Annotated in this window: 13 protein-coding genes; 2 read left to right on the top strand and 11 right to left on the bottom strand. The window is 34.2% G+C overall.

Going from position 1 to position 15,382, the window contains the following annotated elements:
- Positions 1-133: 133 nt before the first annotated feature.
- The 10 genes from EGI22_RS05175 to EGI22_RS05130 form a co-directional block, all read right to left on the bottom strand.
- Entirely contained in the window at positions 134-1,489 is a 1,356-nt protein-coding gene (locus tag EGI22_RS05175) for a vanadium-dependent haloperoxidase (RefSeq protein WP_255066843.1), read from the bottom strand.
- Positions 1,490-1,645: 156 nt separating this feature from the next.
- Positions 1,646-1,891 (bottom strand): membrane protein insertion efficiency factor YidD, encoded by a 246-nt coding sequence (yidD, locus tag EGI22_RS05170; RefSeq protein WP_255066910.1) that lies wholly within the window; start codon positions 1,889-1,891, stop codon positions 1,646-1,648.
- A 54-nt stretch (positions 1,892-1,945) separates the two neighbouring features.
- Positions 1,946-3,637, bottom strand: coding sequence for an AMP-binding protein (locus tag EGI22_RS05165; RefSeq protein WP_255066842.1), 1,692 nt, complete (start codon positions 3,635-3,637; stop codon positions 1,946-1,948).
- 218 nt (positions 3,638-3,855) lie between these two features.
- Positions 3,856-5,058, bottom strand: a complete 1,203-nt coding sequence (locus EGI22_RS05160; protein WP_255066837.1) for a cation:proton antiporter — start codon at positions 5,056-5,058, stop codon at positions 3,856-3,858.
- 128 nt (positions 5,059-5,186) lie between these two features.
- Positions 5,187-7,145: a DNA topoisomerase (ATP-hydrolyzing) subunit B gene (gene gyrB, locus EGI22_RS05155; RefSeq protein ID WP_255066835.1), complete on the bottom strand. Its 1,959-nt coding sequence runs from the start codon at positions 7,143-7,145 to the stop codon at positions 5,187-5,189.
- Positions 7,146-7,388: 243 nt separating this feature from the next.
- Positions 7,389-8,252 (bottom strand): ParB/RepB/Spo0J family partition protein, encoded by an 864-nt coding sequence (locus tag EGI22_RS05150; RefSeq protein WP_255066834.1) that lies wholly within the window; start codon positions 8,250-8,252, stop codon positions 7,389-7,391.
- Positions 8,239-9,072 (bottom strand): ParA family protein, encoded by an 834-nt coding sequence (locus tag EGI22_RS05145; protein ID WP_255066833.1) that lies wholly within the window; start codon positions 9,070-9,072, stop codon positions 8,239-8,241. Before EGI22_RS05145 ends, EGI22_RS05150 begins: the two co-directional genes overlap by 14 nt.
- Positions 9,073-9,222: 150 nt before the next feature.
- Complete coding sequence (locus EGI22_RS05140) at positions 9,223-9,642, bottom strand: hypothetical protein (protein WP_255066832.1); 420 nt, start codon at positions 9,640-9,642, stop codon at positions 9,223-9,225.
- Between the two features lie 3 nt (positions 9,643-9,645).
- On the bottom strand, positions 9,646-10,758 hold the full coding sequence (locus tag EGI22_RS05135; RefSeq protein ID WP_255066830.1) for a hypothetical protein: 1,113 nt from the start codon (positions 10,756-10,758) through the stop codon (positions 9,646-9,648).
- A gap of 249 nt (positions 10,759-11,007) precedes the next feature.
- Positions 11,008-11,535, bottom strand: coding sequence for a hypothetical protein (locus EGI22_RS05130; protein ID WP_255066828.1), 528 nt, complete (start codon positions 11,533-11,535; stop codon positions 11,008-11,010).
- Between the two features lie 222 nt (positions 11,536-11,757).
- Between EGI22_RS05130 and dnaG the strand changes: the two genes are divergently transcribed.
- The gene (dnaG, locus tag EGI22_RS05125) at positions 11,758-13,683 is read left to right on the top strand and encodes a DNA primase (protein WP_255066824.1); all 1,926 of its coding nucleotides are present in this window, start codon (positions 11,758-11,760) and stop codon (positions 13,681-13,683) included.
- 71 nt (positions 13,684-13,754) lie between these two features.
- Entirely contained in the window at positions 13,755-14,819 is a 1,065-nt protein-coding gene (locus EGI22_RS05120) for a TerC/Alx family metal homeostasis membrane protein (protein WP_255066822.1), read from the top strand.
- A gap of 55 nt (positions 14,820-14,874) precedes the next feature.
- Here EGI22_RS05120 and EGI22_RS05115 read toward each other — a convergent pair whose 3' ends face one another.
- Positions 14,875-15,312 carry a CBS domain-containing protein gene (locus tag EGI22_RS05115; RefSeq protein ID WP_255066818.1) on the bottom strand — a complete coding sequence of 146 codons (438 nt, stop codon included), beginning with the start codon at positions 15,310-15,312 and terminating at the stop codon, positions 14,875-14,877.
- Positions 15,313-15,382: the final 70 nt, after the last annotated feature.

Raw genomic sequence — 15,382 nt, 5'->3', positions numbered from 1 at the left:
TATTTTTGATAAAAGCTAACCTATATTAACACATGGCATAAAATTAACTAAGCTCAAAATTGGACCTAGAAATACGAAAAACGCTCGACAAAAGCCGAGCGTTTCATTTTCTGTGTTTACAACTTCCTCATAATCAATACTTCCAACTAATTCCATTTACATTACCTCCAATCTTTTTACCTTCTGCCAATCCAACTATATTGTCTTGAGCGGTATGAATGCCTCCATAAAGTCTCGAGATTCCACATTCGATGGCTGTATCTGATATTTTTGTAAAACTTCTCTTTTTGTATTCTACATTTCGAAACTGGTCTTTTGGTTTTCCTACATGAGTTTCATCATCAAATGCCACCTCATCACCAAAAATACTTATCAGTGCCTCCGCAGCGGCCGAAGCTTGAGTAGAATGTCCTGAAGCAAATGCAGGAAAGGGTGGCTCTGGCCAATATTGCGAAAATGCACCGTTAATATTAATCCTTATATATGGCGTAGGCCTTATTGAATGATATGTAAACTTACATTTCCAACAATTGATAAATGCATCCGCAGTAGCCATACCCACTCTAGCATAGGTCATGGAAGTTACAAATAAATTCTGCTCTTTTATTTTCAAAATCTGATAAGCCAAATTATAAGAATGTCCTGGGGGGGCATTTGTAGTTGCAGGGTCATCTCCCCACCAATTGGCTATTTCTTTTTGTTCTTGGGTTAGGGCTTTTTGAATATTATACAATTCTTCAAAATCTTTATAAAAAGCTGAATTTTTATCTGTTGAATATTCCAATATTTGCGGAACTGGCAATTGGGAATTCGCTGGAATAAATGTCCTATTTTCACCCCATCTTGGATGCATAGGCATAAGAATTGATGATTGACCGTTTAAAGGCGGAGACCAATGAGTAGGATCTCTTGGGAAAACATAGGAAGGGTCATACGTTTTTAAATATGCCAAATGACCTCCATCTGTTTTAGACCATTCATATATATTCTCAGCTATAGCCCTACCATATTGTATAGATCTTGAAATAACTGCGGTATCATTTACTGCTACTTTTCTTTCTGACAAAATCGCTAATTCCAAAGAATCCAACCTTGCATTGTCGTCTGCCATAGCATGTTGATACATACGCCTTAATATAAGCGATTGTCCAGAATTGAGGGCAGTTTCCCAATCATATTTTAGACCGGTTTCTGGTTTAGGCAATTCACCTAATCCATTCAGTTGTGAGGCTATAGATTTGTAAATTATACTACCATTCACTGCTGTTTCATACATTGTCAATCCAATATAACCAAGTGACCTTGAAACATAAGTAGGTGACTTTAGTGGTTGTACAAAAAGATATTCCATTGTCATCTTTCCCCACTTTTGAGCTACTTCATTACTAATCTCTAATTCAACTGGAACAATTGGATCTGGAACATCTTCGGTTTTATTACAACCAAAAGCAATTAACAACAATCCAAAAAGTAATATTTTATTTTTCATTTCCTAAACTTTTAAACTTGGCTAATGTAATTCAAAAATAAAGCCAAAGACATAAAATTCATCATCTTTGGCGATTTTCTTGTTAATTTCTAATGTTTTAATTAATAAATACCACCATTTAATCACATATTTTTCATAAAACATATACCAATACTTTCAATGTTTATGTTTCCTTTTCACTGGATCCCAGCCATGCCCTCCCCATGGATGGCACCTTGACAAACGCCTTAGGCCTAGCCATGTACCTTTCAGCACACCCCACTCTTTTATACTATCCACCATATATTGCGAGCAAGTAGGTTGGTAACGGCAAGCATCTGGAAAATAGGGCGATATACCGTATTGGTAAATTCTGACGATAACAATAATAATAGCCGAAAAAAATCTATTTAGTATTTTCATAAAAAAAACAGGCACTCGGCCTGTTTTAAAAACAAGAAGTTTTTTTTAATGGTTCTATTTGGTATCTCTTAGCTCCCTTCTAAGTATCTTTCCTACGTTTGTTTTTGGCAAATCTTCTCTAAACTCAATAAATTTTGGACATTTATAAGCAACCAAGTTTTCTTTGCAATACTCACGAATACTCGCTTCTGTTAGCTCTGGATCCTTTTTTACCACAAAAATCTTAACAGCTTCGGTTGATTTGCTATCTTCTACACCTATACAAGCCACTTCTAAAACACCTGGGCATGCAGCAACAACCTCTTCTATTTCGTTAGGAAAGACATTAAAGCCAGACACCAAAATCATGTCTTTCTTTCTATCTACAATTTTAAAATATCCATCTGCTTGCATTAATCCTATATCACCAGTCTTAAAGAACTGTCTTCCGTTCTCGTCATTTACAAATACATTGGCAGTTTCGTCTGGTCTATTATAATATCCAGACATAACTTGTGGTCCATGAGCACATATTTCACCAACTTCATCCACTATGCCCCAAGTTCCATCCTCTTTCAAAATCCGAATTTCTGTAGAAGGAAAAGGCAGTCCAATAGTTCCTATTTGTTGATTTCCGTCTGTAGGATTACAAGTTAATACTGGAGCGGTTTCTGACAAACCATAACCTTCTGTTACTTTGCATCCGGTAGCCTTTTCCCAAGCCTCGGCTACGGGTCTTTGCAGAGCCATTCCGCCAGAAATCGTTATTTTTAATGTAGAAAAATCTAAAGCAAGAAATTCTGGATTATTTAATAAGGAATTAAAAAGCGTATTTAATCCAGGAAAAACAAACAATTTATGCTTCTGCAGGTCTTTCAACAAAGCCTTTTGATCTCTTGGATTAGGTATCATGATATTATGAAATCCTAACTTAAAAGTAGAAAAGGCATTTACTGTTAGTGCAAAAATATGATAGAAAGGTAGTGCTCCTAAAATATTCCGAGGAATGTCATGGTGCATTTGAGGACTAAACCAAGCACTTATTCCTTCAGTATTTGCAATCATATTTCGGTGATTTAGCATTGCTCCTTTAGAAACACCAGTTGTACCTCCTGTATATTGAATAAAAGCCAAATCTAGACCTTTCACTTGAGGCCTTTTATAGCTTAAAGAGGCCCCCTTTGTCAAGGTATCTCCAAACTTAATAGCTCCTGGTAAAGAATACGATGGAACCATTTTTTTGACTTTATTAACTACAAAATTCACTATTTGCTTTTTAGGAAAACCGAGCATATCCCCCATTTCTGTCACTATTACATGCTTAATTTGGGTATCAGCTATAACTTTTTCCAAATTAAAGGCAAAATTGGCAACTATGACAATAGCTTTTGCCCCAGAATCAGAAAACTGATGTTTCATTTCCCGAGGAGTATAAAGAGGGTTAGTGTTAACAACAACTAAGCCGGCCCTCAATGAGCCATACAAAACTACAGGATATTGAGAACAATTTGGCATTTGAACCGCAATCTTATCTCCTTTTTGCAAACCTATACTTTGTAGATAAGCAGCAAAATCTTTGGATTTTTTATCAATATCAGCATAACTCAATGTTTTATCCATGAAAGTATAAGCTGGCTGATCTCTAAATTTCTCAAAACCGCTTTCCATTAAATCTAAAAGAGAGGCATAAGAGTCTGGGTTTAATTCGAAGTCTATTCCTTTTGGGTAATTCTTAAACCAAGGAAAAGTATCCATTGTAAGAGACATATAATTTGAGTTTTAAGGTTGATGAAAAATAACATCTGTTTAATACAAATATAATCAATGGCAATCTTTTAGAAAAAAAACCATTTGAATTATAAACAGAAAACAATAAAAGATTGCTTTTTGTTAATTATTTAAGAAATTTTATAGCTTTTTAAAGTCTTAATTTTACTTTAATAATAAAATTTTAATTTTTGTACAGTTATAAAAAATCGAAATCTTTAAACTTCGATATCTTCAGAGCTAGGAGCACCTTTTGCGGTAAAAAGGCCAATCATCATCAAAACTGCCGTCACTAAAATCACAAAAAATAAAATACCACTATTGAATTGTTCTAATTGTCGAGGAGGAGGAATATTATAAAAAAGCAATATAGTGATCAAACCCCGAGGCATAAGAAAAAGCTCTGGCAATGGATTTTCTTTAGGATTTAGATACAATAAAAATGCGAGTCTTACTATCAAAAGTATCACAACAATCAAAGTACCAACAATTTGCACCTCAGAGACTGCAAGTTTCAGTATATCAATAGAATAGCCAAACAGTATAAAGAAAAAAGTTCTAACCAAGAATGACGTTTCAGCGGTAACAGACTTCAATTGTTTTTCTAATTCTAGAAAACTCATTTCATCAGGAATATGCTTGTCTATCCATTTAAATTTCTGAAAAAGCTGTCGATTATTTATTATTAAGCCAAAAAACAAAATGATTAATAAGGAAGGCAAATGGGTGAGTTTTCCTAGTGCATATAGAGCAGAAAGTACTGCAAAAATCAAAAAGAACTTAACTTTTAATTTTATTTTACCTAAATAATAAACCAAAAGAAATGCCACTAAAATCGAAATAATGACCGAAAGTCCCATTTGTCCAAGATAAATAATAGCATTAAGTGGCTCGCTTGTATTTTCCCCAATCAAATAATTAAAAAACAAAATACCCAATATATCTGAAAAAGAAGATTCATAAACTAAGAATTCTTTTTTGTCTGGTGTAAGTTGCTCTAAACTAGGGATTAAAATTGCACTACTTACTATAGACAAAGGCGTAGCATATATCAAGCAGTCAACCAAAGGCTCATTTAACCAAAAATGTATAAGATAGGCTATTGAAAAGGAAGAAACTATGAGTATTATTAAAGCTGAAATAAATGCTTTTAGAATCAAGCCCTTTTTCTTCCTCGTAATGTGAAGATCCAAGGATGCCTCCAAAATTATCATAATCAATCCCATTATTCCCAATAATTCAACCACCTTGTTGATAGTGTACATTGAGATTAATTGATTTTTTTCAAAAAAATTAAAAAGCATCCCAGAAGACATCAATAACAACACAGTAGGGATTTTGGTCCTCTTACTGAAAATATTAAAGAAATAGGACAATATTACTATTGACGCTATAAATAAAACCAAAATGCTACTTTGCATAAATTATTTTAAAAGCGAAATATAAAAATTTTTATTTACCTTTTATTAAAAAAAACATTAAACCGTGAAATTTGGAGACAAAAAAAGCGAACCGTTTCCGGCTCGCCTAGTCTATGGTCAAAGGATTATTATGCATCCACATTTGCGTATTTTGCATTACGCTCAATAAAGTCTCTACGAGGTGGTACTTCGTCGCCCATCAACATTGAGAACAAATGATCAGCTTCAGTTGCTGACTCAATAGTCACTTGTTTAAGTGTTCTAAACTCTGGATTCATGGTAGTAGACCACAATTGCTCAGGATTCATCTCACCAAGACCTTTGTAACGTTGCTGTCCTACATTTTCTTCTTTTCCACCTGCAGCCATTCTTTTTACAGCTGCTTGGCGTTGCTCTTCAGTCCAGCAATATTCTTCATCTTTACCTTTTTTGATCAAATAAAGAGGAGGCTGTGCAATATATAGGTAACCTTTTTCAATGATTTCTTTCATAAAACGATAGAAAAACGTCAAAATTAAGGTACGAATATGACTACCGTCGATATCAGCATCCGTCATAATAATGATTTTATGATAACGCAATTTGTCCAAATTCAAGGCCCTATCATCTCCATCTTTACCCATCTGTACACCCAAGGCTGTAAAAATGTTTTTTATCTCGTCATTTTCATATATTTTGTATTCTTGAGCTTTTTCAACGTTAAGAATTTTACCTCTCAATGGCAATATAGCCTGAACACTCCTATCTCTACCTTGTTTTGCAGATCCACCTGCCGAGTCACCCTCTACTAGATAAACTTCACAAAGTGTCGGGTCAGATTCCGCACAGTCAGCCAATTTACCAGGTAAACCAGAACCTATCAAAACGTTTTTACGCTGTACCATCTCTCTGGCTTTTTTAGCAGCAATACGTGCTTTCGCAGCCAAAATAACTTTGTCTACAATGGTTCTAGCATCTTTCGGGTTTTCTTCAAGGTAGTTTTCCAACATCTCTTGTACACAACCACTTACGGCTGCTGTAACTTCAGAGTTACCTAGTTTTGATTTAGTCTGACCTTCAAATTGTGGCTCTTGTACTTTTACAGAAATTACAGCCGTAAGACCCTCTCTAAAGTCATCTCCCGAAATCTCTATTTTTTCTTTTTGTAAAATACCCGACTTATCAGCATACGATTTCAAAGTACGAGTAAGTGCCATTCTAAAACCAGAAACGTGTGTTCCGCCTTCAGGAGTATTGATGTTATTTACAAATGAGGAAACATTCTCAGAATAGGAAGAATTATAAATCAACGAAACTTCAACAGGCACGCCGTCCTTTTCACCTTCCATCCACATTGGCATAGGTATTAACCTTTCTCTACCTTGATCTAAGTATTCAACAAACTCAATCAAACCGCCTTCTGAATGAAAAACTTCGTGCTTTGGATTACCTTCATCGTCTAACTCCCTCATGTCAGTTAATGTCAAAGTGATTCCTTTGTTCAAAAACGAGAGTTCTCTGATACGGTTAGCAACGGTTTCATACTTGTATTCAGTTACCTGAAAAATAGTATCATCTGGTTTAAAAGTAACAAAAGTTCCTCTTAATTCTGTTGTACCAATTTCTCTAACGGGATACTGCGGCTTTCCAATTTTATATTCTTGCTCAAATAGTTTACCATCTCTATGTACTTCAACTCTCAAGTCAGTTGAAAGAGCATTAACACAAGACACACCCACCCCGTGCAAACCACCAGAAACTTTATAAGTGTCTTTGTCAAATTTACCACCAGCGTGAAGTACCGTCATAACTACCTCTAGTGCTGATTTCTTTTCTTTATCATGCCATCCAGTAGGAATACCACGACCGTTATCTTTTACTGTAACAGAGTTATCAATATTGATTATTGTATCAATCTTGTTACAATACCCAGCCATAGCCTCATCAATGGAGTTGTCTATTACTTCCCAAATTAAATGATGTAAACCTTTGAAACCGATATCACCAATGTACATGGCTGGCCTTTTCCTAACAGCCTCTAAACCTTCTAAAACTTGTATGTTATTTGCGGAGTAATCTGCCCTATTCTCTAATTCGTGATCTGCCATATATTTTTATTACTAATAGTATAAATTCCACCAATCAATGGAATGTTTTTATATAGATTTTTTTGTAGAATATTAAGGTACAAATATAGTGAAAAACATTGAATATTTAACCAAAAAAGCAAATGCAAAAAATAAAAAAACAGCTTTTTTTTCTAAAATAAATCAAGAAAAAAACCTCAACTATATCACTATAATTGAGGTTTTTAAAGCTAAAGGTATATCCTTAATAATTGTCTGTGTATATTAAATAGATTCCAACTTTTGCAAAATTTCAGCCAGCTCGTCAGTATTTGTGAATTTTATAGAAACATTGCCTTTATTGAGGTCCTGAATTTGGATTTTGACTGGAACCAAAGTCTTCCCTTTTAAGGTCAATTCTTCTATTCTCATATCCTCTCTGTAAAGATCAAGCTCATTTGCACCAGCCTCAAAGGCATTTCCTCTCTTAACCAATGCCTCTATTTCTCTCGCACTGAGTTCGTTTTCTAAAATACGTTGATAAATATCTATTTGCAAGTTTTGATCTTGGATAGGTATCAATGGCCTTGCCTGACCCATAGTAATAACTCCCAAAATAAGCCCTGACTGAATTTCTGTTGGCAGATTAAGCAAACGCAGATAATTAGTAACTGCCGAACGGCTTTTACTCACCCTTTTACCCAATTCGTCTTGGCTAAGTTGACACTCAGTCACCATTCTTTGATACGACAAAGCTATTTCTATTGGATTTAAGTTTTCTCTCTGTATGTTCTCAATAAGAGCCATTTCGAGCGAACGTTGGTCATTTACATCTCTGATAAAAGCCGGCACTTCTTTTAATCCAGCTTTTTTTGAAGCTCTAAATCTCCTTTCTCCAGATATTATTTCAAACTTTCCTTCACCTATTTCTCTAACTGTAATAGGTTGAATCAAGCCATGTATTGCTATTGAATCAGCCAATTCTTGAATAGACTTCTCATCAAAATGACTTCTTGGCTGCTGAACACCCACCTGAAGTTTTTCGATATCAACCAAATTTACACCTCTGAAGGCGGCTATTTTCCGCTGAACAACAAGATCAGAATCAGACAATAGCGAATTTAAACCTTTGTTTTTATTTTCCACCATCGCTTTCTTTTATCTCTGCTAAGTTGTTTCTTTTTAATAGCTCTTTAGCCAAATCTATATAACTAATTGCTCCTTTGTTTTCTAAAAATTTAATGTCAAACTCGCCGTCTTTTTCACCTGAAAACATCAACAAAGCAGGAACACCATAACTTGGGGCTTCGGCCAACTTTACATTTCGAGGCACAATAGTATCAAAACAAAGCGATTCGAAATATTTTTTTACATCATCAACAACCATTTTTGAAAGATTGGTTCGAGCATCGTACATTGTCAACACATATCCTTCCATTACAAGGCTCGGATTTAACCTTTTCTTGATGATGTCAATCGTATTTTGAAGCTTCGCAATTCCCTCAAGGGCAAAATATTCACATTGAACAGGAATAAGTACTGAGTCAGAAGCCACAATTGAGTTGATTACCATCAAACCTAAAGAAGGCGAACAATCAATCAAAATAAAATCATAGTCTTCTTTTATATCTTGAATTATTTCTTTCAAAATATATTCTCGAGCCACTTGGTTTACGATTTCTAATTCGAAACCAGCCAAATCGATATGAGATGATATCAAATCCAGATTAGGTATCTGAGTATGTACAATACAGTCTTTGAGGTTAGTTTGACCAACCAAAGACGTATAAATATTATTTTTCTGATCCTTGCTATCAATACCAATTCCAGAACCAGCATTGGCCTGAGGATCCGTATCTATAATCAAAACCTTATAATCCAATACCGCTAAACTAGCCGAAAGGTTAATTGCAGTGGTTGTTTTACCTACCCCACCCTTCTGATTTACTATCGAGATTATCTTTCCCATTTTTTGCCTTATTTTAAAGAGGTGCAAAGATACGTATTTTTAAAAAAACTTCTTTAAGGCATTAAAATAATGTAGATAAGTCGACCGAATGTGGAAAAGTTTTTTTCAGGTAGAGTTTCGAAAAATCTCCACCTGAAAAACTCTCCAGCTTTAGTTAAATACTTTCACGAAATCGTCCTTTTTGTTTGCAACAAACAAAGTATATATTGCTCCAAAAATTACGAAATTTTTGATAATATATTGCCCAACCAAACTTGGCGTAAAAAACTGATTCCAAGATACATTAGGCAAAAAGAACATAGGCATAAACGTAGTTACTAAATGAAATACTGTTAACCAAAAAACTATATTTGTAAACTTTGGAAACAACCACAAAACACCAATTACACACTCAAAAATACCGAATGAAACAATAAAACTTTCTGCCGGAATAAATGGCAACGTAACTTGAGCAAGTGCAGTTACCAATTCTGTGGCTGGGGAGAGATGGATAACTTTTAAAAATCCAAACCAAAAATACACCACAAACATCGCTAATCTGTTAATCAAAAATACTGTCCTGAAATTCATAATTTAAAACCATTTAGAAATTGAAAAATTTATTGAATAATCAGCAAATGCAGCATCTCCATGACGCTGACCACTAGGATCTTGCAGATCATAATAACTCTTCGTTCTATTCCTATACAAAGCTACTGGCACTGTAGCTGTAGCACTTATTTTACCTTTCATATAAGACAAACCTGGCTCTACTGCCACTACATACCCTGGCCTTCTAAATCCTTCATTCCCACCAATTAAGTCTTTCGCAGTAACGCCCTCCACTCTTCCTCCAAGCATAACAGAAATACCTGATTTCGGCAAAATGGATTGACTTGCTCCTACCCGAACAGCAAACTGGTCTGCTACAGAAAAATATTTGATGATTGGATCCACATTGGCATTACTTGGATCTCTTTCCACTCCATTTGTTTCTGCCGGATTAATAAGATAGTAGGCACTATAATAAAATGAAGAATGCTTCCCAAAAGACCTATAACCCTGACTTTCAACACTTACACCCATTCTTCCATCGCCCAATTGGATAGATTGATCTACAGGCTTAGTTACTAAATATTCAGTGCCATCTTTTGTTAGTTTATGAAAATCATCCTTTACACCAGGATTTCCAGTTGGAAGTTTCACTCCCAAACCAATAGAAAAATTCCCTTTTAGGATTTTGGCGGGATTCAAAATCCAATAATTAGCCGAAAGCCTCAAATCACCAATTCCTTGTGATCCTGTATGAAATCTCTTTTGATCAGGATTTGCGGTTATTGAATTTCCATAATGTTCGTAAAGGGAAGACCTATCGAAGTAAATCAAGGGCAAATTGGCATTAAAAGAAACGCGAGGATTCGCCAAATAACTTAGACCCAAGTCTAATCCATGAGAAATATTGACAACTTGAGTACCATTTGCAACTCTATCCGTCTCTTGTTCAGACCCTCTAAAATGCCTAAAAGATTTAAAATACCTATAACTTGTACTGACAAGCCAAGTGCCGTTTTTTTGTTTGAATAAATCCGAAGAACTACTATGTGGTGCACTGCTACAACTCATTTGCCTAACAGCCACACATCCTTGAGCATTTGCTTTTTGCTGAAAAAGCATGATAAGTCCTAAAAAAATAAATATATTTTTCATTTTGATTGTCTTTAATTGTTTCCAAAAAATTTGATTTAAATACTTTTTTTATAGAATTTTCATAAAATATCAAACATTCCAGTTTTGGTTTTTGTACAAAACCAAATAAAGGTTCATAAATCAGATTGATATTAAATCAATTTGCTTGAAATTTTAAAATTCTAAGAAATAATAATAAATTAACCTAAACGGAAATTATAAAATAATTCTCCGCCAAGGAGGTATTGCAAAATTTACAAATACCGATAATTAGGAAATCTGGGGAGGAGGAGACAATAAAAAACTAAAAGAGGTTTCGTGGTTCTGAGACATAAAATAATGAGAAACCGTTGGGGTCTCATTCCAAAAATAAGTGTATTGTATAATTTGTTGTGTATAATATTGTTTTGCAAAACTTTTAATGACTCTTTCAAGTGATTTTAATGGATCTGCATCATTATCAAAGTTTTGAGCAACAGACCCCATCAGTTCAAAAACATTTTGACGCGTTAGGTTTTCTCTTTTGTAACCCGTAAACACTGTATCGTTTACAAAAGCTTTATTGACAGCTCGATAAAAATCACCTTTAAAAACTACCAGTTCACTAGGATTTACCTCAAATACTGTTTCATAATGGTAAGGTAAATTAAACGGGACTTTAATCAAAAGTTGATCTCCTCTTTGTTCAAAAACAAAACCAATGTCTGAGTTTTCCTCTTGAAAATGCTCAATATATTCAATCACAGGGCTACCCACTAAAAATATAGCGAGAAAAGTTACCAATGATATTTGAATCAATTTATTAAACAATTGAAGAGCTTTTTTTGCAAAAATAACTTTATTTGGTATTTATCTAATATTATTTTTGATTTTAATTTTATTTTTTGACTAAAAAACGAATGAAGCAAACAAAAAAAATACTTTTTAAGGCCAAACAGATTCAATTCATAGTACACAAAATCAAAATTTAAAAATAAGCTTTCGTTTCTTTTGAAAAGAATTTAAGGATAATTTTACAAAATGATACCTCAGGATACCGTTCAGCAAATACTTCAAGCCGCCGACATAACAGAAGTTGTTGGGGAGTTTGTGAGCCTCAAAAAAAGAGGAGCAAGTATGATTGCTTGTTGTCCTTTTCATAATGAAAAAACCCCTTCATTCCATGTTTCTCCTGCAAAAGGTATTTACAAATGTTTTGGATGCGGAAAAGGTGGTGACTCCTTAAGGTTTGTGATGGACCTCGAAGGCCTCTCCTATCCTGACGCTTTGCGTTGGATGGCAAAGAAATACAATATTGAGGTAAAAGAGAGGGAATTTACAGACCAAGACCTCATAAATCAAAACGAGAAAGAAAGTCTTTTTATAGTGTTGGATTATGCTCAGCGATTTTTTGCCGACACCATGGCCGATACCGAAGAAGGGCAAAATGTAGGTCAATCCTATTTTTTGGAAAGGGGTTTTTCCAAATTGGCTATCGAAAAATTCAATTTGGGTTATGCATTAGATGCTCGCGATGAATTTCTGAAAAAAGCAGAAAAAGCGGGTTTCAGTCCCGATATCCTTCAAAAAGCAGGATTAATTAGCATTAAAGACAACGAGGTTAAAATTGATAGATTTAGAGGGCGGGTTATTTTCCCAATTCATAATGTTGCTGGTAAACCTATCGCATTTGGAGCCAGAATACTTAAAACTGACCCAAAAGCACCAAAATATATAAATTCACCTGAGACTGAAATATATCACAAAAGCCATATTGTCTATGGCATTTACCAAGCTAAAAATGCCATCCGTCAAGCAGACAATTGCTATTTGGTAGAAGGATACACCGATGTCGTTTCTTTACATCAGGCTGGTATTGAGAATGTTGTAGCTTCATCCGGAACGTCTTTGACAGTTGAGCAGATTCGACTAATAAGGAGATTCAGCGAAAACATAACGGTACTTTATGATGGTGACGCGGCTGGTATAAAAGCGTCAATTAGAGGAATTGACCTGATCTTGGAAGAAGATATGAACGTTAAGTCGGTAGTTTTTCCTGATGGCGACGACCCAGATAGTTTTATTAGGAAAGTCGGCAGCACGGCGTTTTCAGAATATGTAAAAGAGCACCAACAAAACTTTATAAATTTCAAAACGGAGCTTTCTTTGGCGGATATAGGAGATGATCCTATTAAAAAGGCAGAGCTAATTAGTGATTTAGTAACGTCCATTACTAAAATACCGAATCCAATAAAACGCTCTGTATTTTATCAAGAAGTAGCAAAATTGCTCCAAATTGATGAAACAATTTTACTTACCGAAGGCAATAAGATTCTTAGAACTAAAACGCCTGAAAACAAAAGAGCTGAAAGGTCGGATGGCGGTGGCACTTTACCCGCTCCTCCCTCTCGTAACCAGGAATTAGAAATAATTAATTCCTTAAAAAAAGGAAATGGACAAGAGGAAGCTTTGGTAAAAGATTTGGTTTTATATGGTCACATAATAATAGATGAAGACGAAGAAACTGGAGAAAAACACTCACTCGCAGATTATCTTTTACATGAAACAAACGATATCGAATTGGAAACACCTATTTTTAATCAAATTTACCAATTTTATAAAGAGGAGCATATTAAAGGAAATCAGATAGACTCAAAAATGTTTTCGTCAAATCCAAATCCAGAAATCCAAGATGTAGTGATAAGCTGGATGAGTCCAAAACACGAACTAAGTGACAAATGGCAGAAATTCGAAATTTTTGTTCCTAAATACGAAGAACTTCTAAACGAGTCGTCTTACAGAATGATTTTAAGAATTAGAAAGGAAAAATTACAACAAGAGATCAACAATTTAATAGAAGAAATAGATGCTGCATCTGACGAAGATTTAGAAATATTAATGAATAGTATTGGCAAAAAAAGGGACTTCATTAAACTTATTGCAGAAGAATTGGGTTCTGTAATTTGATCTACATTTTAATATTTCTTAAATCTACCTTTCAATCTTCTTATATTTGCATTTTATTTTAAACGTTCCAAATGGTTTTTTCTAACGAAGTAGTGTTTTTCGGTGCTTTTGCACTTTTTGTAATATTGGTCATGTTGCTTGACCTTGGAGTATTAAGCTCCAAAAAAGCAGAAGTTGTGAAATTTAAAGAAGCGGCTTTCTGGAGTGCGGTATGGGTTACCTTATCTATCGGTTTTTATTTTTTCTTACGTCACTATGGATATTTGATTCACGACATAAGCGATAGCTCGCATTTAGAAAATATTAGAAGTCAATTTTATAAAACCTTAAAATTGACAGGTACTTATGAGGAAAACCTTAGAGTATTTCAAAACAACATGTCATTGGAGTTTATTACTGGATATTTAGTCGAATATTCTCTTTCGGTAGACAACATTTTTGTTTTCATCCTGATTTTCAACTCATTTGGTGTAAGAAAGAAAAACTATAAAGATGTATTGGTTTGGGGTATTTTAGGTTCTATTATCCTTCGCTTTATCTTTATTTTTTTAGGAGCAGCACTGATACAAAGATTCGAATGGGTACTCTTAATTTTTGGAGCATTTTTGGTATACACGGGACTTAAAATTCTATTTTCAAAGGAAGAGGAAGAAAACATCGACACCAAAAGCCATCCTGCCGTAAAGATTACTTCGAAGTTTTTTAATGTTTATGAAAAATTTGTTTCAGATAGATTTTTCTTTAAACATAAATACAAAAACAACAAAATTTATCTAACTCCATTATTTTTGGTTATTGTGGTTATTGCGTTTACTGACGTCATATTTGCGGTTGATTCTATACCAGCCATTTTTTCAATAACAAAAGACCCTTATATCGTATTTTTCTCAAACGTATTTGCGATAATGGGCCTTAGGTCAATGTTTTTCTTTTTGGTAAATATCATAGATATGTTTACATATCTCAAATATGGACTTGGAGTGCTTTTAACATTTATTGGTGGTAAAATGCTCGCACATACATGGTTAGAAAGTTTCGGCTTTACTAATCTGCATTCCTTGATTTTGATAGTTTTAATATTGGGTGTAAGCATTGCCGCATCCTTACTGTTTCCTCCAAAAAACGAAGAAGCTTAAACTAAAAAAGCTCGAAAAATTAAATTTCGAGCTTTTTTATTATTAATTTAAAATATCATCCATTCACAATATAACCTTCCAAAAAGTTTATATGTTCTTTCTGTTCTTTGAGCATCTCACTTACAATATCTCCAACGCTCAATACCCCAATAACTTTACTTTCGGCAACCACAGGTAAATGTCGAATTTTTTTAGCACTCATCATTTCCATACAGTCTTTGGTTGTCATTTCAGCCGAAACTGAGAAAACATTTGAGGTCATTACTTCAGTCATAGGTGTCGATTTTGCTTTCCTTCCTAAAATAATACCTTTTCTAGCATAATCTCGCTCAGAAAAAATCCCCTTTAGTTCTTCATTTTCCATTACTAATACAGCACCCACATTTGACTCTTTCATAACTCCAAGAGCTTCATACACGGTAGTATCAGGTAGAACAGAAATAACAGCATTAATATTTTTATTTTCTAATAGGTTTTTTACAGAGGTAGCCATATTTATCTTGTTTAAATTTCAATTAACCAAGATAATAATAAATATAAAAATATTCAAATTTTAAATTGAA

The organism is Lacihabitans sp. LS3-19 (assembly GCF_024343575.1).
Classification (GTDB): domain Bacteria; phylum Bacteroidota; class Bacteroidia; order Cytophagales; family Spirosomataceae; genus Leadbetterella.
This window is presented reverse-complemented; position numbering and strand designations above follow the sequence as displayed.

Bases quoted from the DNA above. Each gene is read 5' to 3' on its own strand.
- EGI22_RS05175 (WP_255066843.1), bottom strand. From the start codon at position 1,489: ATGAAAAATAAAATATTACTTTTTGGATTGTTGTTAATTGCTTTTGGT.
- yidD (WP_255066910.1), bottom strand. From the start codon at position 1,891: ATGAAAATACTAAATAGATTTTTTTCGGCTATTATTATTGTTATCGTC.
- EGI22_RS05165 (WP_255066842.1), bottom strand. From the start codon at position 3,637: ATGTCTCTTACAATGGATACTTTTCCTTGGTTTAAGAATTACCCAAAA.
- EGI22_RS05160 (WP_255066837.1), bottom strand. From the start codon at position 5,058: ATGCAAAGTAGCATTTTGGTTTTATTTATAGCGTCAATAGTAATATTG.
- gyrB (WP_255066835.1), bottom strand. From the start codon at position 7,145: ATGGCAGATCACGAATTAGAGAATAGGGCAGATTACTCCGCAAATAAC.
- EGI22_RS05150 (WP_255066834.1), bottom strand. From the start codon at position 8,252: ATGGTGGAAAATAAAAACAAAGGTTTAAATTCGCTATTGTCTGATTCT.
- EGI22_RS05145 (WP_255066833.1), bottom strand. From the start codon at position 9,072: ATGGGAAAGATAATCTCGATAGTAAATCAGAAGGGTGGGGTAGGTAAA.
- EGI22_RS05140 (WP_255066832.1), bottom strand. From the start codon at position 9,642: ATGAATTTCAGGACAGTATTTTTGATTAACAGATTAGCGATGTTTGTG.
- EGI22_RS05135 (WP_255066830.1), bottom strand. From the start codon at position 10,758: ATGAAAAATATATTTATTTTTTTAGGACTTATCATGCTTTTTCAGCAA.
- dnaG (WP_255066824.1), top strand. From the start codon at position 11,758: ATGATACCTCAGGATACCGTTCAGCAAATACTTCAAGCCGCCGACATA.
- EGI22_RS05120 (WP_255066822.1), top strand. From the start codon at position 13,755: ATGGTTTTTTCTAACGAAGTAGTGTTTTTCGGTGCTTTTGCACTTTTT.
- EGI22_RS05115 (WP_255066818.1), bottom strand. From the start codon at position 15,312: ATGGCTACCTCTGTAAAAAACCTATTAGAAAATAAAAATATTAATGCT.